23 protein-coding genes are annotated in these 19,782 nt (G+C 58.6%); 10 read left to right on the forward strand and 13 right to left on the reverse strand.

All coding sequences use genetic code 11. The annotated features are described in order from the left end of the window. The first annotated feature begins 17 nt into the window (after window positions 1-17). From AC2FLP_RS03025 to AC2FLP_RS03045, 5 genes are all read left to right on the forward strand, one after another. The gene (locus AC2FLP_RS03025) at window positions 18-1,067 is read left to right on the forward strand and encodes a methyltransferase domain-containing protein (protein ID WP_496680822.1); all 1,050 of its coding nucleotides are present in this window, start codon (window positions 18-20) and stop codon (window positions 1,065-1,067) included. 80 nt (window positions 1,068-1,147) lie between these two features. Then, complete coding sequence (locus AC2FLP_RS03030; protein WP_496680819.1) at window positions 1,148-2,242, forward strand: ABC transporter ATP-binding protein; 1,095 nt, start codon at window positions 1,148-1,150, stop codon at window positions 2,240-2,242. A gap of 114 nt (window positions 2,243-2,356) precedes the next feature. Next, window positions 2,357-3,139, forward strand: coding sequence for a 5'/3'-nucleotidase SurE (surE, locus tag AC2FLP_RS03035; RefSeq protein ID WP_496680817.1), 783 nt, complete (start codon window positions 2,357-2,359; stop codon window positions 3,137-3,139). After that, window positions 3,136-3,786: a protein-L-isoaspartate(D-aspartate) O-methyltransferase gene (locus tag AC2FLP_RS03040; protein ID WP_117868752.1), complete on the forward strand. Its 651-nt coding sequence runs from the start codon at window positions 3,136-3,138 to the stop codon at window positions 3,784-3,786. The genes surE and AC2FLP_RS03040 overlap by 4 nt, the downstream gene beginning before the upstream one ends. A 62-nt stretch (window positions 3,787-3,848) precedes the next feature. After that, on the forward strand, window positions 3,849-5,015 hold the full coding sequence (locus AC2FLP_RS03045; protein WP_496680815.1) for a LysM peptidoglycan-binding domain-containing protein: 1,167 nt from the start codon (window positions 3,849-3,851) through the stop codon (window positions 5,013-5,015). A 62-nt stretch (window positions 5,016-5,077) separates the two neighbouring features. On the opposite strand, the gene AC2FLP_RS03050 is transcribed toward AC2FLP_RS03045, so the two are convergent. Together AC2FLP_RS03050 and AC2FLP_RS03055 are read right to left on the reverse strand one after the other, a co-directional pair. Beyond that, a complete protein-coding gene (locus AC2FLP_RS03050) occupies window positions 5,078-5,749 on the reverse strand; it encodes a helix-turn-helix transcriptional regulator (protein ID WP_496680812.1) in 672 nt (223 codons plus the stop codon). A 21-nt stretch (window positions 5,750-5,770) separates the two neighbouring features. After that, entirely contained in the window at window positions 5,771-6,076 is a 306-nt protein-coding gene (locus tag AC2FLP_RS03055) for a hypothetical protein (protein ID WP_496680810.1), read from the reverse strand. Window positions 6,077-6,296: 220 nt separating this feature from the next. Between AC2FLP_RS03055 and AC2FLP_RS03060 the strand changes: the two genes are divergently transcribed. The 4 genes from AC2FLP_RS03060 to AC2FLP_RS03075 all read left to right on the forward strand — a co-directional run bounded on the left by AC2FLP_RS03060 (window position 6,297) and on the right by AC2FLP_RS03075 (window position 8,813). Beyond that, window positions 6,297-6,512 (forward strand): twin-arginine translocase TatA/TatE family subunit, encoded by a 216-nt coding sequence (locus tag AC2FLP_RS03060; RefSeq protein ID WP_117868756.1) that lies wholly within the window; start codon window positions 6,297-6,299, stop codon window positions 6,510-6,512. 6 nt (window positions 6,513-6,518) lie between these two features. Further along, entirely contained in the window at window positions 6,519-6,977 is a 459-nt protein-coding gene (gene tatB, locus AC2FLP_RS03065) for a Sec-independent protein translocase protein TatB (protein ID WP_117868757.1), read from the forward strand. Next, on the forward strand, window positions 6,974-7,855 hold the full coding sequence (gene tatC / locus AC2FLP_RS03070; protein WP_299893780.1) for a twin-arginine translocase subunit TatC: 882 nt from the start codon (window positions 6,974-6,976) through the stop codon (window positions 7,853-7,855). The genes tatB and tatC overlap by 4 nt, the downstream gene beginning before the upstream one ends. A 115-nt stretch (window positions 7,856-7,970) precedes the next feature. Beyond that, window positions 7,971-8,813, forward strand: coding sequence for an ATP-binding protein (locus tag AC2FLP_RS03075; protein ID WP_299893778.1), 843 nt, complete (start codon window positions 7,971-7,973; stop codon window positions 8,811-8,813). 60 nt (window positions 8,814-8,873) lie between these two features. Here the strand turns inward: AC2FLP_RS03075 and AC2FLP_RS03080 are convergent, their stop codons facing one another. From AC2FLP_RS03080 to alr, 11 genes are all read right to left on the reverse strand, one after another. Next, window positions 8,874-9,518, reverse strand: a complete 645-nt coding sequence (locus AC2FLP_RS03080) for an SDR family NAD(P)-dependent oxidoreductase (RefSeq protein WP_299893777.1) — start codon at window positions 9,516-9,518, stop codon at window positions 8,874-8,876. Window positions 9,519-9,560: 42 nt separating this feature from the next. Then, entirely contained in the window at window positions 9,561-9,809 is a 249-nt protein-coding gene (locus tag AC2FLP_RS03085) for a hypothetical protein (protein ID WP_117868761.1), read from the reverse strand. A 299-nt stretch (window positions 9,810-10,108) separates the two neighbouring features. After that, window positions 10,109-11,632, reverse strand: a complete 1,524-nt coding sequence (purF, locus tag AC2FLP_RS03090) for an amidophosphoribosyltransferase (protein WP_117868762.1) — start codon at window positions 11,630-11,632, stop codon at window positions 10,109-10,111. 644 nt (window positions 11,633-12,276) lie between these two features. Then, window positions 12,277-12,870: a CvpA family protein gene (locus tag AC2FLP_RS03095; protein WP_117868764.1), complete on the reverse strand. Its 594-nt coding sequence runs from the start codon at window positions 12,868-12,870 to the stop codon at window positions 12,277-12,279. Window positions 12,871-12,910: 40 nt separating this feature from the next. Then, the gene (radA, locus tag AC2FLP_RS03100) at window positions 12,911-14,275 is read right to left on the reverse strand and encodes a DNA repair protein RadA (protein ID WP_299893770.1); all 1,365 of its coding nucleotides are present in this window, start codon (window positions 14,273-14,275) and stop codon (window positions 12,911-12,913) included. Window positions 14,276-14,396: 121 nt separating this feature from the next. Further along, complete coding sequence (locus tag AC2FLP_RS03105; RefSeq protein ID WP_496680804.1) at window positions 14,397-15,179, reverse strand: DNA repair protein; 783 nt, start codon at window positions 15,177-15,179, stop codon at window positions 14,397-14,399. Between the two features lie 150 nt (window positions 15,180-15,329). Next, on the reverse strand, window positions 15,330-15,782 hold the full coding sequence (locus AC2FLP_RS03110) for a paraquat-inducible protein A (RefSeq protein ID WP_496680802.1): 453 nt from the start codon (window positions 15,780-15,782) through the stop codon (window positions 15,330-15,332). A 77-nt stretch (window positions 15,783-15,859) separates the two neighbouring features. Continuing rightward, the gene (locus tag AC2FLP_RS03115; RefSeq protein ID WP_496680800.1) at window positions 15,860-16,342 is read right to left on the reverse strand and encodes a cytochrome b; all 483 of its coding nucleotides are present in this window, start codon (window positions 16,340-16,342) and stop codon (window positions 15,860-15,862) included. Between the two features lie 100 nt (window positions 16,343-16,442). Then, window positions 16,443-17,189, reverse strand: coding sequence for an ABC transporter ATP-binding protein (locus AC2FLP_RS03120; RefSeq protein ID WP_117868769.1), 747 nt, complete (start codon window positions 17,187-17,189; stop codon window positions 16,443-16,445). After that, window positions 17,186-17,968, reverse strand: a complete 783-nt coding sequence (locus AC2FLP_RS03125) for an MlaE family ABC transporter permease (protein WP_117868770.1) — start codon at window positions 17,966-17,968, stop codon at window positions 17,186-17,188. The genes AC2FLP_RS03120 and AC2FLP_RS03125 overlap by 4 nt, the downstream gene beginning before the upstream one ends. Continuing rightward, the gene (alr, locus tag AC2FLP_RS03130; protein ID WP_496680797.1) at window positions 17,965-18,999 is read right to left on the reverse strand and encodes an alanine racemase; all 1,035 of its coding nucleotides are present in this window, start codon (window positions 18,997-18,999) and stop codon (window positions 17,965-17,967) included. Before alr ends, AC2FLP_RS03125 begins: the two co-directional genes overlap by 4 nt. 241 nt (window positions 19,000-19,240) lie before the next feature. On the opposite strand from alr, the gene AC2FLP_RS03135 reads away from it, so the two are divergent. Beyond that, on the forward strand, window positions 19,241-19,780 hold the full coding sequence (locus AC2FLP_RS03135; protein WP_496680794.1) for a GNAT family N-acetyltransferase: 540 nt from the start codon (window positions 19,241-19,243) through the stop codon (window positions 19,778-19,780). Window positions 19,781-19,782 lie beyond the last annotated feature (2 nt).

A 19,782-nucleotide genomic window follows, 5' to 3' on the forward strand; every position in this document is an offset into this window, starting at 1 on the left:
GCAAGGGGAAGACCGCGATGAAGCATGAATCGGTGCAGAATTATTATGGTGAAGTCCTGCAAAGCAGTGCGGATTTGCAGACCAACGCCTGCTGTACACCTGACGACATGCCAGAACACCTCAAGCGTATCCTCTCAAGGATTCACTACGATGTGCTGACGCGCTACTATGGCTGCGGTCTTATCGCGCCGCTGGATCTTGAAAGCATGTCGATCCTCGATCTCGGCTGCGGGGCCGGACGCGACGTCTATGCCTTGTCCGCCATGGTCGGTGAAAAGGGCCGGGTTGTCGGGATTGACATGACGCCTGAGCAATTGGATGTCGCCCGTGCGCATCAGGAATATCATGCCAGCGCGTTTGGTCACGCCCAGAGCAATGTGGAATTCCATCACGGTTACATCGAAAAGCTGGATGAGCTGAATCTGGAGCCCGGATCGTTTGACATCATCGTCTCGAACTGCGTCATCAACCTGGCGACCGACAAGGATGCTGTTCTGAGGGGCGCGCACCGGTTGCTGAAAGAGGGCGGCGAAATGTACTTCTCGGACGTCTATGCCGACCGCCGTATCCCACAGGCGATGACCGAGGATGAGGTTTTGTATGGCGAGTGCCTGTCGGGTGCATTGTACTGGAACGACTTCCTGTCGATGGCGCGCAAGGCGGGTTTCGGCGATCCGCGCCGGGTGACGCACCGCCCGCTGACCATCGAGAACCCGGTGTTGGAAGAACGTGTTGCACCGCTCAAATTCCTTTCGGCGACCTATCGTTTGTTCAAGCTGCCTGCGCTTGAACCGGCCTGTGAGGATTACGGTCAGGCGGTGGTCTATAAAGGCACTGTTCCCAACGCACCGCATGCGTTTGTTCTGGACGATCACCACGTTATTGAAACCGGTAAGGTCTTTCCGGTCTGCGGCAATACCTGGATGATGCTTCGGGACACGCGGTTTGCCCGCCATTTCGACTTTATCGGCGATTTTTCTACCCACTTCGGTATTTTCGAGGGCTGCGGCGGCGAAAGCCCGTTTGAGGCCACAGGCGAAGCAGCTTCACCCGGTGGTTGCTGCTGATCGCTTGCACCTGAGGGGCGGGGTTGCTATCCCCGCCCAAGCCCGATGGATTTGATCGGGACAGGCAATGGGGTCCATCGGTGACAGGTAACGCAACTCCTCCGCGTCTGGAAATTCGCAACATTATTCGCCGGTTCGAAGGGCGTGTCGTTGTGGATGACGTGTCATTGACCGTGCAGGCCGGCAAGGTGACGTGTTTGTTGGGGCCGTCTGGCTGCGGGAAATCCACCACCTTGCGCATGATTGCCGGGGTTGAGATGCAGGACTCGGGCGAGATCTACGTCGATGGCAAGCTGATCTGTGACACCGTGTTTCGGGTGCCGCCAGAGCGGCGCGAGATCGGGTTGATGTTTCAGGACTTTGCGCTGTTTCCTCATCTGAGCGTGGCCAACAACGTGGCCTTTGGCCTGAGGGGCGGCAAGGACGAGAAACGTGCCCGGGTCGAGGAACTGCTGCGCAAAGTGGACCTGATGCGGTTCATCGACGGTTTCCCACATCAGTTATCGGGCGGAGAGCAACAGCGCGTGGCCCTGGCCCGCGCTTTGGCGCCACGCCCCAGGATCATGCTGATGGACGAGCCGTTCTCGGGTCTCGACAACCGTCTGCGCGACGGTATTCGCGACGAGACGCTGTCTATTCTCAAGGAAGAGGATGCGGCTGTCCTGCTTGTCACACACGAGCCGGAAGAGGCAATGCGGATGGCGGATGAGATCGCACTGATGCGGCGCGGAAAGATCGTCCAGCAGGGCGCGCCATACAACGTCTACACCCGACCTGCAGACAAGGCAGCCGTGGCGTTTTTCAGTGATATTAACATGCTGCAAGCGCAAGTGAACGGAGCGCTGGCCGACACGCCTTTTGGTCAATTCCTGGCGCCGGGTATCCCGGATGGAACGGATGTCGAGATCGTCTTCCGCCCCCAGCACGTCAAACTGGATTTTGATCGCAACGGCAAAGGCCCATTGCCGACCGCGACTGATGGAGTAGCAGCGCGGGGCGTGGTCGAACGTGCGCGTTTTCTGGGAAACGAAAGCCTGGTCGAGTTTCGCATGGACTACGACGGCTCGGTCCTCAGGGCGACGGTTCCGAATGTCTTTGTGCCCAATCCGGGCCGTGTCATGTGGCTGACCATTCGTCGTGACAAGTGTTTCATTTTTCCCAAGATGCAGAGTTGACCTCTCGATTTCCGTACGAGTGGTGCGCGAAAGCCTCAGGTTGCAGGTCCACGTCGCTTGCCGCAGCGCAGTGCCGGGTCTATCAAGGGCCAAACGTGGGGGTAGATCGGGCACATGCGTATTCTTCTGACCAATGATGACGGGATCAACGCTCCGGGCTTGATCACGCTGGAAGCGATCGCTGCCGAACTGGCAGGGCCGGATGGCGAGGTTTGGGTTGTCGCACCTGCCTTTGAGCAATCCGGGGTCGGGCATTGCATCAGTTACACCCACCCCACAATGATCGCCAAGCTGAGCGAACGGCGTTATGCGGCGGAAGGGTCGCCTGCGGATTGTGTATTGGCGGGGCTGCATGATGTGATGACGGACTGCCCACCGGATCTGGTCCTGTCCGGCGTGAACCGGGGCAACAACTCAGCCGAAAACACGCTTTATTCGGGCACTATTGGCGGCGCGATGGAATCGGCCCTGCAAGGTATTCCTGCTATTGCCTTGTCACAGTATTTCGGCCCACGAAACCTGGGGCTGGACGACCCGTTCGAAGCTGCCGCTCGGTACGGGGCCGATCTGGTCCGGCGCATTCTGGATGCAAATCCGGAGGAGCAGGGCGATTACCGTTTGTTTTACAACGTGAATTTTCCACCTGTTCCGGCAGATGAGGTGCTGGGTACGCGCGTTGCAGCGCAGGGATTCCGGCGCGACACGCATTTTTCGGTCGAGCCGCACAGCTCGCCCTCGGGGCGGCGCTTCCTGTGGATCAAGGGTGGCTATCAGCATAACCCGACTGCGCCGGGAACGGATGCTGCGGTCAATCTGGAAGGCTATATCTCGGTCACGCCGATGCGCGCCGACTTGACCGCATATGACATGCTGGAGGCATTGAAGGCGGTCGAATGAGCGGATTGGACCCGGAAACCGTGATGCAGTTCCTGTTTGCCCTGCGCAAACGGGGGGTTACGGATGCGCGCGTTCTGGCGGCGATGGAACAGGTTGACCGGGGACGCTTTGTCACCGGCCTGTTCGCGGATCGCGCCTACGAGGACATGCCATTGCCGATTTCCTGCGGTCAGACGATCAGTCAGCCATCGGTCGTCGGCCTCATGACGCAGGCGCTGGACGTTCGGCCGCGCGATACCGTGCTCGAGATCGGAACGGGGTCGGGTTACCAGGCCGCAATCTTGTCGAAACTGGCGCGCCGGGTCTATACGGTCGAACGCCACCGGCGGCTGGTCAGCGAGACAGGAAAGCTTTTTGCCGATCTGGGGCTTACGAATATCACGTCCATGTTGTCGGATGGATCCTTTGGTTTACCGGAACAGGCTCCGTTTGATCGGATCATTGTGACGGCGGCGGCCGAAGACCCTCCGGGACCACTCTTGGCGCAGCTGAAAATCGGAGGTATTATGGTTTTACCCGTGGGTCAGTCGGACACGGTGCAGCAGTTGATCAAAGTGACGCGCACCGAGGACGGTCTGGACTATGACGAATTGACGTCGGTCCGTTTCGTGCCCCTGCTTGAAGGGCTTGGCAAGGACGAGGCGTAGCAGGCTTTATAAATTGGTCGCCGGAACCCCGGACAACAGGGGCAGGCGTTGAGGACAAAATTATGAGTGCAGTATCCAAATCAGCTATGCGTCGCTGCGCGACCGGAGTGGCCGCTCTGGCCTTTCTGGCCGGGTGTGAGGGGCCACTGGATTATGACCTGCGCGGGCAGATCGGCGGGTTTTCGACCACTGATGCAGTGCAGTCGGCAACAACGTCCCGCCCGTCCCCCGATAGCCGGGGGGTGATAACGTATCCGAACTACCAGGTTGTCGTGGCCCGACGGGGCGACACGGTGCGCGATGTGGCCGCGCGCGTTGGCCTGCCCGAGGGTGAGCTGTCGCGTTTCAATGGCCTTCAGACAACCGACACCCTGCGAGAGGGCGAAGTTCTGGCCCTGCCACGTTCAGTGGGCGCGGGCAGTGGCGTGGACATCGCGTCGGTTGCCGGGGCGGCAATTGATCAGGCCCCTGAAACGGGGGGCGTCCGGACAACAACGCTGGAACCTGCCAAACCAGCCCCGGCGCCGGTCGCAAGCGGGCCGGAACCTGTCCGCCATAAGGTCAAGCGCGGCGAAACGGCGTACACGATCTCGCGCCTCTATCAGGTGCCGGTCGAATCGCTGGCGGAATGGAACGGTCTTGGGTCCGACTTTACCGTACGTGAAGGTCAGTTTCTGTTGATCCCGGTCAAAAACCAGCCCGCCCCACGTCAAAGCGCCGCTGCGGAGGCGCCTGTTGCGGCCACCGAGGTAACGGACCCGGGGCAGGGATCGCCGACGCCAACGCCTCCAAGTGCCACGCAACCCTTGCCCGATGAAAAGGTTGAACCGCTCGCCGAAGCCCCTGATGTGACTGCCGAAGCCCCTACAAACACGCGGTCTACCGCCTTGTCTCTGCCGGTCAGCGGCACCATCATCCGTGGATATAAAAAGGGCAAGAACGAAGGTATCGACATCGCCGCGGCCCCTGGCACAGCAGTCACCGCGGCTGAGGCCGGAACCGTTGCGGCGATTACGGCGGACGCGGATCAGGTGCCGATAATCGTGGTTAAACACAATAACGATCTGCTGACGGTCTATGCCAACGTTGATGATATCACCGTCAAGAAAGGTGATCGGATACGCCGTGGGCAAAAGCTGGCGCAGTTGCGGGGCGGAGACGATGCCTATGTGCATTTCGAAGTGCGCAAAGGTTTTGAATCCGTTGATCCGGATCCCTACCTGAAGTGAGGATACATGGCCCGTTTTGGGCTGTGCACTCTGTCCGGGACAATCCTGAACACGGCTGCCTGTCAGGCGCGGGGGTCGTAGTCGCTCAGGCGTTTTCCGGGTTCGTCTGCGAAGATCTCTGGCAGCGGCGAGACGGATTCGATCAGGTCGATACGGAAGACGCGGAAACCGTTTCGCAATTCGCACCAAGAAGTCAGGGTCCAGACGCGGCCCCAGTATTCCATGTGTAAAGGACGGATGGTACGCTCGGTCAAAACACCGTCAATGCGGCGGTAGGACAGTTGAAGCTTCTGGCGCGATTTGATGGCCGCGCGGATCGGTGCCATATGCGCAAGCCCACGGGCTGCATCGGCGAAAGGATAGACCGCGAATTTCCAGGTATCGGCCTCGGCCACAACCTGTGTGGGCAGAACGGCATCGATCTTGTCGGCCAGAGAGTTCGCAGCGGCTTTCAGCTCTGGATCCGCGGCCTCGGCAACGATGGCCATACCGAGGTTCAGTGCCTCAAGCTCGGCCGGGGTCAGATTCAGCGGCGGCAGGGTGATCTGCTCGCGCACCATGTAACCCACGCCGCGCTCACCTTCGACCGGGACGCCCGAAGCGACCAGAGTATCCATGTCGCGATAGATGGTGCGGACCGACACTTCCAGCCGGTCCGCGATGTCCTGCGCGCGGTGCAGTTTGCCATCGCGCAGGATCTGGATGATATCGAACAGGCGGTCAGTTCGGCGCATGACACGCCGTCCGGACCACCTTTAAACGGTCATGTTCCATAGCACATTTTCATGGCGCATCTTTTCGCTGCCGGGTTTGATGGCGGCCATCAGGGCGGGCGCAAAATCCTGCTGGGGAAACTTGGCCGCGGCATCCTGCGCGGCATTCATGTTCTGCCAGACCACACAATCCGTCCACCCCCCGTCATCGCCCATGCTAAGGTTGCGATGAACAAAGCCGGGAGCGGCGCGAACAAACGCTTCGGTGGCCTGGCTGAGCTTTATGAACTCTTCGGTCGTTGTGCCTTCGGCCAGGGTGAAAGTGACAAATTCTGCAACTTGGGTCATGTGAGTCTCCGTTGACCAGGTTTCGATACCATCGTTCTAGTCACTTCCAACTGACATAAACCTGTCAGTTGGAAAATGCGAGCCCATAGTTTTTTGCAGATCGCTTCAATTTTCGTGCTCAATTTTCGCCTAATCCCTTTTGAGGCAGGGCATACGGGCGTAAACACGGTCCCAGTTCATATTCCCGGCGCACATGCGTCGATGAAAAAGGAGAAGAGACATGCTCAACAATATTGGCCTTCCCGGTCTTCTGCTGATCGCCGTTGTGGTTCTGGTTCTGTTTGGCCGTGGCAAGATCAGCTCGCTGATGGGCGAAGTCGGCAAAGGCATCACTGCGTTCAAGAAGGGCGTCAAAGACGGTTCGGAAGAACTGGAACAGGACGCGTCGGAACTGGCCAAGGATGTCACACCCGAGACCGAGAAAGACAAGGTGTAACCACAGATGTTTGATCTGGGCTGGACCGAGCTTCTGGTCATCGGCATTGTCGCCCTGATCGTTGTCGGGCCGAAGGACCTGCCGGTGTTGTTTCGCAATGTGGGGCGTTTTGTCGGCAAGGCCCGTGGCATGGCGCGCGAATTCAGCAGCGCCATGAACGAAGCTGCCGATCAGGCCGGAGTGAACGAAATCAAGAAAGGTCTCAACGCTGCCGCGAACCCTGTGGGCTCGGCCATGGATGGCGTAAAGCAAGCCGCGCAGGATATGGCGAAAAGCATCGATCCCACTAAGTTCGATCCTGACAGCGAAACCGGTAAACTGGCAGCAGAGCGGGCCGAGCAGGCCAAGAAAATTCAGGCCTCAACTGCCCGCGCCGCCGCCGAGCGCAAAGCCAAGGAAGCTGCCGAGGCACTGGCCAAGGCCGAAGAAGCCGAAGCGGCGCTGAAGACTGAAGGCGAAACATGACCAAGACCGACGAGATCGAAGATACCTCGGCCCCATTGATCGAGCATCTGGCCGAGCTGCGTACGCGGTTGATCCACTGCGTCGTGGCCTTTCTGGTCGGGATGATCATCTGCTTTACAGTGGCCACGCCGCTCTTCAACTTTCTGACCAATCCCCTATGTGAGGTTCTGAACGAGCGTGGACAGGATTGCGGCCTGATCTTCATATCGCCGCAGGAAGGGTTCTTTGTCGCGATCAAGGTCTCGCTGCTCGGCGGGTTCATTCTGGCCTTTCCCTATATCGGGATGCAGATGTGGCGCTTTGTGGCTCCGGGCCTCTACAAGTCGGAAAAGAACGCGTTTCTGCCTTTCATGCTGGCCTCGCCCTTCATGTTCCTTCTGGGCGCAAGCTTTGCTTTCTACGTTGTGACGCCGTTGGCCTATGACTTCTTCCTTGGGTTCCAGCAGTTCGGGGCTGAAGGTGAAGCCGTGGCCGATGGAGTAACTACAGCGCCGCTAAGCGTGGTGTTTCAGGGCTCGGCGCAGGAATACCTGAACCTGACGATCAAGTTCATCGTGGCCTTTGGGCTGTGCTTCCAATTGCCGGTTCTTCTAACCCTCATGGGCAAGGCAGGACTGGTGAGCGCCGAGGGTCTGGGTGCAATGCGGAAATACGCGGTTGTTGGCATTTTGGTGCTGGCGGCGATCGTGACACCCCCTGACGTGATCACCCAGATCATTCTCTTTGTTGTGGTCTACGGCCTCTACGAGATCTCGATCTTCCTGGTGGCTCGGGTCGAAAGGAAACGGGAAGAGCAATTGCGGGCTGAAGGTTACTACGATGATGAAGAAGCCGAAGCAGACGAAGACCTGATGCGGGAATTCGAAGACGACAATTAATCTGCTGACACAGCAACTGAGGCGCGCCCCGACGGGCGCGCCTTTTTCGTTCGCTGGCCTTGTTGCGCCAATCAGAACATGCTTTGAACCGATCCAGAACTGACCGGAGGAGCCGATGGACGACCAAGCCCTGAACCGTATTGCTGCCGCGTTGGAGCGCATGGCGCCGGCGCCTTTGGCCACACCGGATTTCAACGCAGCCCCGGCCTTTGTCTGGCATGTGGAACCGGAACGGCTGGAACCGGTTGAACAGGTCAATCGCGTCGATCTGGATCTGTTGGTCGGCATCAATAGGTCGCGTGACACGTTGCTTGATAATACGCGCCGGTTCGCGGCTGGTTACAAGGCAAACAATGCGTTGCTATGGGGGGCGCGAGGGATGGGCAAATCCAGCCTCGTGAAAGCCGTTCACGGCGCGCTAAGCGCGGACCACCCCGAACTGAAACTAGTGGAACTTCAGCGCGAAGACATGGGTTCGGTCGCCCGCCTGCTGAACCACCTGCGCACGGCACCTTATCGGTTCATCCTGTTTTGCGACGACCTCTCGTTCAGTCACGATGACCAGCATTACAAATCGCTCAAGGCCGTTCTGGATGGCGGCATAGAAGGTCGCCCGGAAAACGTGGTATTCTACGCGACCTCGAACCGCCGCCACCTGATGCCGCGGGACATGATTGAAAACGAACGTTCCAGCGCCATCAACCCGTCAGAGGCGGTCGAGGAAAAGGTATCATTGTCCGACCGCTTCGGATTGTGGCTGGGATTTCATCCCTGCGATCAGGACGAATATCTTGCCATGATCGACCGCTATTGCGCGGCCTATGGCGTTTCGGTCGATGCCGAAACCCTGCGCGCCGAGGCAATTGAATGGCAGGCCACTCGCGGATCGCGTTCGGGTCGTGTCGCGTGGCAGTTCTTCGTCGATCTCGCCGGGAGCAACGGCGTTCATATCGCCTGATCCCATCTTCATCTGGCTAAAAATATCCCCGCCGGAGGCATGGCCCGTCAAGGCCATTTCCTAAAGCAGCGCCAGAATCCGGGCGGCCTCATCAGCCGTGCTCGTCAACGCATCGCGGTCTTCACCCGGATGGAATCGTGCACGCACGGCGGTCGGCATCGGCGCTGGTTCCACAATCGAAACCGTCGGACCAGTGCGTTTGGTTTCGGCCTCCCAACTGCGGGCCAGAGCCATTTGCGCGGCTTTGGTGGCACCGTAGATGCCATAGAACTTCTCACCGGCTTTCGGGTCATCGAAAAACACCGCGTGGCCGTTTTCACCCAGCAGGGGCGTGACGTACGGAATCAGAACCGAAGTTGCGTTTGCGTTCGTGTTGACTGCCTTGGTCCATTCCTTGGGGTCGACGAAATGTACCGGTGTCAGCGCCGAGGTGTGAATGGCCGTGTGCAGCCACAGATCCACCTTGCCCCAACGGTCATGGATTCCGCGGCACAGGGTTGCCATCGCGTTCGGATCGGTGATGTCCATCGGTGCCAGCGTGGCCGAGCCACCCTTGGCTTTGATGCGATCGTCAAGTTCTTCCAGCCCGCCGGTGGTCCGGGCGACGGCGACGATGTGGTATTCGGGTGCCAGTGCTTCGGCCAGGGCAGCGCCCAGCCCGCGAGAGGCCCCGGTTATCAGGGCAATTTTGGTCTTGTCGGTCATGCCTGCGGTTTGAACCCCCGGGCGCGGGGCGTCAAGATGCGATCAGCCTCCGGGAATGGCGATACGCTTGGTCTGGCCGCTTTGTCGCAGCATGATGCCATGCTCATCAATCGCGATCACTGTACCGGAGGCAACGCGGCTTCCGGGTTTGACCTCTTTTACACGGCCCGATGACAGGCGCATCAGGGCGCGCATGTCTGCTTTCGGCCCGAATACTCCCAGAACCGAGACGGAATTCTTCTTCAGCGCACCTCGCTGCGTGGCCGCGCTTTTGACTGTGGCGTTTGACATGATCCGTGGTCCGGGACATGGCCCGGAACCCCTTGTTGAGTGAGTGGTCGCCGCCGGATAACAAAACGCTCAGGTGAACAAAAGCGCTGCGCGGACAGGTGTCATCACGATTTGGTGCCCTTGAAAAAAGCCCTTGTGATTGCGCGGAATTCGCCGATTGGTTGTGGCAAATTTCCACTCATCCACGACACAAAACCGCAATCAGGCTGTCCGGCAGCCTTCGTCGGGCCAGAATGACCCACCGTTTTGATTCGCCGTTCAGAATGGGAAACCGATTGCGTCAGTTCCGTATCGTCCGCTCAGCCCGAGGCCAGTTTTGCCGCATTCCAGGACCCGCCCGGGACCTGCATGTCAGCGCGTTTCTGGCTGACACGGCTGCTGTTTTCCAGATTGTCCAGATAACCTTCGCTGACGCTGCCTGTGATGTAGTTGCCATCAAAGCAGGAACAGTCGAAGGCTTCGATCTCGGGATTGCCTTCCTTGGCGGCCCAGATCAGGTCATCCAGATGCTGATAGAACAGGGCGTCCGCGCCCAGTTCTTCGCGGATCTCTTCGATCTCTTTGCCGTTTGCAATCAGTTCGGTCTTGGTTGGCATGTCTATGCCGTAGACATTGGGGTACTTCACCGGCGGCGAGGCGCTGGCGACATAGACTTTCTTGGCCCCGGCGTCGCGGCACATTTGCACAATCTTCTTGATGGTGTTGCCACGCACGATGGAATCGTCGATCAGCAAGACACTGTGGCCGTCGAATTCCAACGGGACGGCATTCAGTTTGCGGCGGACGGATTTCTGCCGCTCTGCCTGACCGGGCATGATGAAAGTGCGCCCGACATAGCGGTTTTTGACCAGGCCTTCGCGGTAAGGGATACCGGTGATCTTCGCGGCTTCCAGAGCCACAGGGCGGGCACTGTCGGGCACCGGGATGATCCGGTCGATTTCCAGGCCCGAGTCCTGAATCTGCTTGGCCAGCGTCTGACCCATGCGCATCTGAGTTTTGTAAACCGAAACACCGTCCAGCAAAGAGTCCGGGCGGGCCAGGTAGACATACTCGAATATGCAGGGCGTCAGCTTGCCTTCGACCGCCTGAAACTCGTGCATGTTGCCGTCCAGATCGATCAGAATTGCCTCACCCGGGCGAAGATCACGCAGCTTTTCAAAGCCGTTGATGCCAAAGGCCACGTCTTCCGAGGCAAAGGCATAATCATCGCCGTCTCCGTCCACTTCGCGTTTGGCGACTGACAGCGGGCGAATGCCAAACGGATCGCGGAAAGCCAGCATGCCGACACCGGCGACCAGACAGATCACGGAATAGGCGCCCTGAACGCGTTCCATCGTCATCTTCACACCGGCAAAGAGGTTGCGGATGGGCTCGCGATTGCCATTCACCTTGATCGCGTCGGCCACTTTGTCGGCCAGCACGTTCAGCAGGATTTCAGAGTCTGACGTGGTGCGCAGGTGGCGGCTATATTTGCCAGTGACCTTCTCGCGCTGTTCAGCAGTGTTGGTGATGTTGCCGTTGTGAACCAGATAGATTCCGTAGGGGGCGTTTACAAAAAAGGGCTGCGCCTCGGCCGCGCTGAGAGATCCCGCCGTCGGATAGCGCACATGCCCCATGCCTACATGGCCCAAAAGGGTTTCCGCATCCTGGGCATTGAACACGTCCTTGACTAGGCCGTTCGCCTTCTTTTCGCGGAAGAACTCGCCGTTGTAGGTCACGATCCCTGAGGCATCCTGACCCCGGTGCTGCAGCATCAGCAACCCGTCATAGATTTCGGCAAACACATCATGTGTCCGACTTGCGATTCCCAAAATCCCACACATTTACGGGCTCCAACTTCTATGACGATATGATCTGAGGATTGACCGCTGGTCGGCGCTGGATCCTCTGTAAGGTGCGTGCGGACAATTTGGTAGCAGGCGAAAACGACGCCAATTGGGCGACCATTGTTACGACCAGCGCGCATTCGTACAGAAAGAACAAGATCGGTGGCTCCGATTCCGTGGCGGGTTGGCCTCCACATAATGCCTAATGGCGTGGCTGTCATCAAAGGATCACACTCACCTATTGCCGCAGGTCGGGATTTCAGGGATCGCGGCAGGGTCAGGAAGAAGATGACATGTGCAATCATATGTGCTGTCATGCCATTTAATATGTGCAAGTCAGGATGGGTGCAGCACGCAAAGGGCCGGAATGTGGCAACATAAACCTCAACAGAAAAAGCAGGAGCGGATCAAGCAACGGTGCCACAGGTGCCGGGGAATGGGTCGGGCGCCCTGTCAGATCTGCAACGGCGCGGGCGAAGTTGTCAAAAGCCGGGATATTCTTGGCAAACCGATCTCCAGCCGGTGTGACGGGTGTTTCGGGCTGAAAACGATCCGCTGCACGGTCTGTGGCGGGGAAGGGTATATTTGAATCGAAAAAGCCCGGACAGTGCCGGGCTTTCATTATTCAATGCAACCTGAGATTACCCGTCAGCGGGTGCGGTGGTTGCGGGTTGTTCGTTTCCTGCGGTGCAGCTGGCGACCAACTCTTCATATTGTGCAGTCACCCACCCCAGAGCCGCTTCGGGGTTTTGTTCTTCAATCTGGCTGCTGAACTGCTCGAACACTTTGGCCGAGCGGCTTTCGTCCACGATTGTATAGGACTGGCCGGTCATGACCGTGTCATAGACAAAGAAGGCGATTGCAACCAGCAGAATGCCGCGCGCGATGCCGAAGAACAGCCCCAGCGCCTGATCCAGCCCGCCCAAAGCCGAGCGCTGGACCAGCGATGAAAACAGCGGTGTAAAGATGCTGACCACAATCAGCGCCACGGCGAAGACTGCTGCAAAACCGGTGATCACCGACAGTTCACAGCTGTCGCGCAGGAAATCTCCGACCACCGGTATTTCCTTGACCAGCGGCACGGCCTGTGGGGCAAAGATGAATGCCAGAACAGCCGCTGCGACCCAGCCTGCAATGGCCAGAACCTCGCGCATGAAACCGCGTGAGTAGGCCAGCAAGCCCGACAGCACGATGATCAGCGCGACCACCCCGTCAATTATTGTAAAACCTTCCATGGCCCTCGCCTGTTCTTTTTCTGCCCCTCGGGGCGCGACTTTAACCTGCTCCGAAGGTTTCGCCAACAAACCCCACCAAATCAGAGGGTCGGGTGAGTGTCAGACCTGCCACAGTGCCAGTTTTGCCACCTGCCGGAGCAATTGCCGCTGTGAAACCAAGTTTTTGCGCTTCTTTCAACCTGTTTTCGGTCTGTGGGGCAGGTCTAAGTGCCCCAGACAGCGAGATTTCTCCGAAAACGACCGTATCCGTGGGAAGGGCCGTGTCTTCGCGTGCGCTCAGTAACGCAGCGGCAACGGCCAGATCGGCAGCGGGTTCGCTGATTTTTAATCCACCGGCGACGTTCAGATAGACATCAAGGCCCGCGAAGGGGATGCCGCAGCGCGCTTCGAGCACTGCGAGGATCATTGCCAGCCTTCCGCTGTCCCATCCTACGACGGTTCGGCGCGCTTGCGAATGAGGTGAGGGTGCGACGAGCGCCTGCAATTCGACCAACACGGGGCGGGTACCTTCAATTCCGGCGAAAACAGCAGAGCCGGGGCTTGGTTTGCCACGTTCGGACAGGAACAGGGCCGATGGGTTGGTGACTTGTGCCAACCCCTTGCCGGTCATTTCGAATACACCGATTTCGTCCGCCGGGCCAAAGCGGTTCTTGACTGCGCGCAGTATGCGGAACTGGTGGCCGCGCTCGCCTTCGAAATAAAGCACCGTGTCGACCATATGCTCGACCACGCGAGGGCCGGCGATCTGGCCATCCTTGGTGACGTGGCCAACCATGATGATCGAAACACCGTGCCGTTTCGCAAACGTGGTCAATTCATGTGCCGCAGCCCGGACTTGTGACACCGAGCCGGGTGCGCTGTCGACATTGTCTGCCCACATGGTCTGAATCGAGTCGATGATGGCCAGACCGGGCTTTTCCGCTTCAAGCGTTGTGAGGATGTCGCGCAGATTGGTTTCGGCGGCGAGTTGAACGGGGGCGTCCTCAAGCCCCAGACGGCGGGCCCGCATGCGAACTTGCGCGCTGGCTTCTTCGCCCGAGACATAGATGGTTTTCACGCCTGCACGCGCGAAACGCGCCGCGGCTTGCAGCAGCAGGGTGGACTTCCCAATGCCGGGGTCTCCGCCCACCAAAAGGGCCGAAGCCGGGACCAGCCCGCCGCCCAGAACGCGGTCCAGCTCCTCAACCCCGCAGAGTGTACGGGGCGGCGGCGTTTCCTCGGTCGACAGGTCCGTTAGTGCAATGGACTGGCCGCGTTTTCCACCGAGTGATTTTTTGGCCGGGCCAGCCGATAGGGGCGCGTCCTGAACTATGGTGTTCCATTCGCCACACCCATCGCAGCGCCCGGACCATCGTGTATGCGTCGCGCCGCAGGCCGAGCAGGAGAAGGATGTCGTCTTTACCATGACGCTCTTCGTGCCCGAGGTTGGACGGTTCTTCAAGCCCTTGTAGGCTTTCCTCACCGCCGATGGCGCTCTGCGGCCTCAGGCCATGATGGGCCATCGTCCGCAGCGGGCGCAGTCGCGCCTATTCCGCCGGTCGAAGGGACGACATTGCAATCACGCTTGCCGCCTTGGAAGAACTCTCAATGCGTGGAGCCTGTAGTTGGGTGGACAGTTCGGGGAGAAGCTCGAACAGCTCATCCCGCAGGCGCGTAAGTTGCGACTTGGCGATTGTCTCTTCCATTTCCACATCCCGCGTCCACTGGCGCAATTCGTTCTGGATGATCTGCGCTTCTTCCAGACGCCGCTGAAACAGCTCGATCTCTTCCTGCCGCTGTTGCAGGAACATCCGCGCGCGTTCGACCCGGACATCGCCATAGGTCTGGGCCAGTTCCTGACTGATCTGGCTCATCTGAGCGGCCAGCTCCAGAATCTCTGGCTCAAGCGATTGCAGGTCAGGGTGCTGGCGCAGAAAACCCATGCGTTCTTTGACGGCGTCAAACTCGGACGACATCATGAACAGGCCGCCACGATCGGCGGCATGAGCCATTTGATACGCTTCGGCGATGTCGTGCATGTTAAGGGCAAATTTGCGGTGGTTGTTCTCCAGCGCCATCATTCGGGCGTTGGCCGGCAGGTAGAACGCCAGCATAAGAACCAGAGCGGTCAGACCAATCTGGATGAACATGCCGGCATCCTTTGCCGGTGCCTCGCCAAATCCGGCCTGCATCGAGAGCCACGGCAATACACCCAAAGCGGACAAAAGCGTGGCTGAAACGGCAAGTAAAGCAGCCATACAGATAAGGAAAAAGGTCAATCTTAAAAAGGCATTCTGAAACTGTAATGTAATACTGTGGAGGGCGGCCATGATCGTCGAACTCCTTCTTGAAACCGGAACACACCGGGCCAAAGCGGAAGGTGATCTGACGACTTAGTGCGATCCGCTGCGGACCCGAAAACTACAAAACACTGCTGCTCGAAATATGAACATGATACTTAGATTTGTGTTTTCAATCAATTAGGTCTGAGCTTTTCGTGAAGTGGATGTCATCTCTGTAATATGACCAAGCACGATGGAGGCCAGAATGCAGGCGGTGAACAGGTAAAGGCCCCATGCGGTCTCAACGGTCGCGTAAGAGATGCTCTTGGCCAAAGTGATGTAGAGCGCGATGAGGAAGATGTCGGCCATGGCCAGCTTGCCGAGGATGTTGAGCGCGGGCTGAACGCGTGGGTCCAGCAGGTTCCATTGGATCAGGGCGGTGCCGATGGTTTTGATGTAGGGCGCAAAGAGGGCGAAGATCGTAACGATCAGCGCGAGGAAGACGTCGGACTTCCACAGGGACTGGAGGCCTGTGATGACGCTGATCTCTGAGAGGCCGAAGATCGGCAGGAACCCTGCGCGCATCAGTGGAGCGAACCACGCGATGGGGTAGAGGATCAGCAGCGAGAGGGTGGCGAGGCGGAGGGTCATGGCGGCCAGTTCTGTTTCGTTTGACCGCCTAACAGTACGTCGTTGGATCGTCTGTGCAAGGATGCTTGTTTAGAAGGTTATTCTGACCGCCTCATACGGGCCATCAAATTGGTTTTCAGGACGAACTGATGGAACAGGGCGGCCAAAATATGCAGAAGAACCAGAACAAGCATCAGCGTTTTCATGACTTCATGCACTTCAGCGGATGCTTCTATCCCTCCGAACCATGCAAGGGCGCCAGAGACCGGTAAAAGCAACATCAAGGCATACAGCGAGAAATGGGTTGCATGAGCAGCGAGTTTCATCGCGGCGGTTTCCTGTTCCGGAAGTGATGGTGCGCCGCGGGTCAGGCGCAATGCGATCCGCCAAATCGCAAGTGCAAGGATAAGCAGGCCTCCGAATACATGGAGAGCAACTGGTGCTTGAAAAGAGACGGGTAATCCGCGTTCGATTTGATCCCATGCCTCAGAAATCGGCTCGTGAAAGAGGAACTGAACCGCGATCAGTAAAAAAATGGCCCAATGGAGGGCGATTTGGGTGCGCGAATAAGAAGTGGGCATGGGGAAGCTCCAAAAAAATACAAGAGTTACAATGGTGTAACGTATGACTTCGGGAGTTCCGTCGATGAGTTTTGAGTTTTTTCGTCGAGCGCAGGAGGTTTCACCTCACCGCCTCAATCGGCCCCTCGGCACTGCCGCTGATGAATTGCTCCACATACGGATCACCCGAGGCGTCCATCTGGCTGACCGGCCCGGTCCACTGGATCACGCCTCCGTGCAGCATGGCCACGTTGTCGGCAATCGCACGGACGGAACTCATGTCGTGGGTGATGGTCATCGCGGTGGCGCCCATCTCGGTCACGATTTCGCGGATCAGGTCGTTGATGACGCCGGACATGATCGGGTCCAACCCCGTGGTGGGCTCATCAAAAAAGATGATCTCGGGCTCGGCGGCGATGGCGCGGGCGAGGCCCACGCGTTTTTGCATGCCGCCTGACAGTTCCGCCGGAAAGCGGTCGGCCACGTCGGATTTCAGCCCGACGCGGCGCAGTTTCTCTATGGCGATCTCGCGGGCTTCCTCGGTTGGACGCTTCAATGAACCGCGCAGCAGGCGGAAGGCAACGTTTTGCCATACGGTCAGAGAGTCAAACAGGGCCGCGCCCTGAAATAGCATCCCGAACCGGGCCAGAAACGCATCGCGATCACCCTTGCTGGCGTCTTTGCCGTCGACATAGATCATGCCGCTGTCGGGCTTGATCAGGCCCAGAATGCACTTCAGGGCGACCGATTTGCCGGTGCCTGACCCGCCGATGATGACCATCGAGGTGCCCTTGGGGATTTCAAGGGTCATGCCTTGCAGCACGTGGTTGTCGCCAAAGGCTTTATGTACGTTCTCCATCCGGATCATAGCGAGAAGAAAACCCCCGTAAGAACGAAGTTTGCAGCCAGAATCAGCACGGCGGCGGCTTCGACCGAGCCCTTGGTGGCGCGGCCCACGCCCTGTGCGCCACGGCCGGAATTCATGCCGTAGTAACAGCCCATGATGGCTGCGATCAGGCCAAAGGCCGCGCCTTTGACCAGCGACGAGACGATGTCGCGGGTTTCCAGGAAATCCACGGTGTTTTTCAGATAGGTCGCCGGGTTGAAGCCCAGGTTTTGCGTGGCCACGGTGTAGCCGCCGGCAATTCCGATGATGTCACCCACTGCTACCAAAGCAGGCACTGTAATCAGCGCGGCCAGAACCCGTGGGACGGTGAGGTATTTCATCGGATGCGTGGACAGTGTGACCAGCGCGTCGATCTGTTCGGTCACTTTCATCGTGGCGATCTCGGCCGCGATCGAGGATGTCACGCGGGCTGCGATCATCAGCCCGACCAGAACCGGGCCAAGTTCGCGCACCATGCCGATGGCGACGATCTGGGGCACCACGGCTTCGGCGTTGAAACGCGCGCCGCCGGCGTAGATCTGCAACGCCAGCGCACCGCCGGTGAAAATCGCCGTCAGGCCGACGACGGGCAGGGACAGCCAGCCGATGTTCAGCAGGGCCATACCAAATTCGCGCGGATAGAAAGGGGGGCGCAGGATATGCGAGATCGCATCAAGCGCGAACAGAGCCACCCGGCCAAAGGCCGCAAGCAGGCTTAGAACTGTGCGGCCCAGACCTCCGAGCGCGGTGATCGGGTTCATTCCACATAGCCCCGCGAATAGCGATTGCCCATTGATGTGAGGGTTTCATAGCCAATTGTACCGGCAGCTTCAGCCAGATCATCGACGGTTTGATGGCCATTCAGGATACGCAGGCGTTCCGGGTCTTTGGGCAGGTCGGTGACATCCACCGTGATCAGGTCCATCGAGATGCGGCCGACAACCGGGCAGGGCTGGTTGCCGGCGAAGGTGTCGATCCCGCCGCCGATGGCGCGATGCAGGCCGTCTGCATACCCCGCCGCGACTGTGGCGATACGAGACGGTCGACGCGCAACCCAGCTGTTGCCGTAACCAACAGTTTCGCCCACGGCCACCTTGCGCACCTGAATGACAGGCAGATCGACCGTGACAACGGGTTTGGCATCCGCAAAGGGCAGGCCGCCGTACAGACCAATGCCCGGGCGGCAGAAATCGAAATGGAACTCTGGCCCCAAAAGCATGCCGCCGGTTGCAGCCAGAGAACGCGGCGCAGTGACACCTTCGGTCATCTCTCGGAAGGTTCTAAGCTGCTGCTGGTTCATCGGATGGTCCGGCTCGTCCGCGCAGGCCAGATGGGACATGATGACAACAGGTGACAGCGCCTCAGCCTTTGGGCGCAATTCGGCCCAGTCGGCGGGCTCCAGACCCAGCCGGTTCATGCCACTGTCCAGTTGAATGCCGAACGGATGGTTGGGCAGGGCTTGTTGGTGGAGTTGGAACTGCTCTGGCGAATTGATCAACGGCGTCAGATCGTTGGCGAGCAGCAATTGGGTGTCGCCTTCCATATGCCCTGAAAAGGCACAGATCATCGGGCCGGGGCCAACCGCCTGGCGGACAACAGCGCCTTCTTCTGCGGCAGCCACAAAAAACTTGCGAACGCCTTCTTCGGCCAGCGTGTCGCTGACAGGCCCGGCACCCAGCCCGTAGGCATCGGCCTTGACCACGGCACCGGTTTCGACCCCGGTTTTCGCGTCGAGCGCCCGCCAATTGCTGGCGAGCGCCTGAAGATTGATCGTCAAACGTGCAGTACTCATGGCACTGTTCATGACATTGCGCCGTCCAAGGTCAAGAGGGAATGGCGCATTTACCTGGCGGTTTTTGACGGTGTTTCGTCTGTTGTGGCGGAAAACACCAAAAAATCAGAAGATTCGCCAACCTTCCGTTGTAATTGCCCGGTTCGGGGATTGTTTTCACATCAAAGTTAAAGCGATCTTGGGAACAGGATCGTTCCGCCCCGGCGAAGGCGAGGGCGCACAGTCAACCAATGAGGAAGCCATGGATTTTTCTAACGGATTGGCCGTAGACCCATCACATATCATAAGTCTTTTTGCGGATGTCTTTGCTGCGTCGGAAGGGTCGGAAGAGGGGGCGGTAATTGGTGCATTCGTGCGTGAATTGATCAACAGCACGCCTCCCGAAGATATCCTGGTGTGCACGGCGCATCAGGATCACGAGCTGCTTGGCTGTGCCATCTTTTCAAGGATGACGTTTTCGCAGGATACGCGCAATGTGTTCATCCTCTCGCCGATGGCCGTTCAAACGGGCTTGCAAAAAACAGGTATTGGACAGGCGCTGATTTCTTATGGTCTGGATCGCTTGCGGGCGTCAGGTGTGGATGTGGCACTGACCTATGGCGATCCGGCCTACTATTGCAAAACAGGTTTTGCGCAGATCATGGAAGACACCGCCCAACCGCCGCTGAAACTCAGCCAACCGCATGGTTGGTTGGGTCAGGCGTTGAATGGTCACGAAATGAAGCCTTTGAAAGGCCCGTCGCGATGCGTTTCCGCACTAAATAATCCGTCGCTCTGGTAAAC

This window comes from Ruegeria sp. CDSA141, from assembly GCF_059612005.1.

Coding starts and splice junctions, on each gene's coding strand:
- AC2FLP_RS03110 (WP_496680802.1), bottom strand. CDS start 15,782: ATGACCCTCCGCCTCGCCACCCTCTCGCTGCTGATCCTCTACCCCATC.
- purF (WP_117868762.1), bottom strand. CDS start 11,632: ATGTGTGGGATTTTGGGAATCGCAAGTCGGACACATGATGTGTTTGCC.
- AC2FLP_RS03075 (WP_299893778.1), top strand. CDS start 7,971: ATGGACGACCAAGCCCTGAACCGTATTGCTGCCGCGTTGGAGCGCATG.
- AC2FLP_RS03105 (WP_496680804.1), bottom strand. CDS start 15,179: ATGGCCGCCCTCCACAGTATTACATTACAGTTTCAGAATGCCTTTTTA.
- AC2FLP_RS03045 (WP_496680815.1), top strand. CDS start 3,849: ATGAGTGCAGTATCCAAATCAGCTATGCGTCGCTGCGCGACCGGAGTG.
- AC2FLP_RS03080 (WP_299893777.1), bottom strand. CDS start 9,518: ATGACCGACAAGACCAAAATTGCCCTGATAACCGGGGCCTCTCGCGGG.
- AC2FLP_RS03055 (WP_496680810.1), bottom strand. CDS start 6,076: ATGACCCAAGTTGCAGAATTTGTCACTTTCACCCTGGCCGAAGGCACA.
- AC2FLP_RS03085 (WP_117868761.1), bottom strand. CDS start 9,809: ATGTCAAACGCCACAGTCAAAAGCGCGGCCACGCAGCGAGGTGCGCTG.
- AC2FLP_RS03050 (WP_496680812.1), bottom strand. CDS start 5,749: ATGCGCCGAACTGACCGCCTGTTCGATATCATCCAGATCCTGCGCGAT.
- AC2FLP_RS03040 (WP_117868752.1), top strand. CDS start 3,136: ATGAGCGGATTGGACCCGGAAACCGTGATGCAGTTCCTGTTTGCCCTG.
- surE (WP_496680817.1), top strand. CDS start 2,357: ATGCGTATTCTTCTGACCAATGATGACGGGATCAACGCTCCGGGCTTG.
- AC2FLP_RS03125 (WP_117868770.1), bottom strand. CDS start 17,968: ATGAACCCGATCACCGCGCTCGGAGGTCTGGGCCGCACAGTTCTAAGC.
- tatC (WP_299893780.1), top strand. CDS start 6,974: ATGACCAAGACCGACGAGATCGAAGATACCTCGGCCCCATTGATCGAG.
- AC2FLP_RS03120 (WP_117868769.1), bottom strand. CDS start 17,189: ATGATCCGGATGGAGAACGTACATAAAGCCTTTGGCGACAACCACGTG.
- AC2FLP_RS03135 (WP_496680794.1), top strand. CDS start 19,241: ATGGATTTTTCTAACGGATTGGCCGTAGACCCATCACATATCATAAGT.
- radA (WP_299893770.1), bottom strand. CDS start 14,275: ATGGTAAAGACGACATCCTTCTCCTGCTCGGCCTGCGGCGCGACGCAT.
- AC2FLP_RS03115 (WP_496680800.1), bottom strand. CDS start 16,342: ATGCCCACTTCTTATTCGCGCACCCAAATCGCCCTCCATTGGGCCATT.
- AC2FLP_RS03025 (WP_496680822.1), top strand. CDS start 18: ATGAAGCATGAATCGGTGCAGAATTATTATGGTGAAGTCCTGCAAAGC.
- AC2FLP_RS03095 (WP_117868764.1), bottom strand. CDS start 12,870: ATGGAAGGTTTTACAATAATTGACGGGGTGGTCGCGCTGATCATCGTG.
- alr (WP_496680797.1), bottom strand. CDS start 18,999: ATGAGTACTGCACGTTTGACGATCAATCTTCAGGCGCTCGCCAGCAAT.
- AC2FLP_RS03060 (WP_117868756.1), top strand. CDS start 6,297: ATGCTCAACAATATTGGCCTTCCCGGTCTTCTGCTGATCGCCGTTGTG.
- tatB (WP_117868757.1), top strand. CDS start 6,519: ATGTTTGATCTGGGCTGGACCGAGCTTCTGGTCATCGGCATTGTCGCC.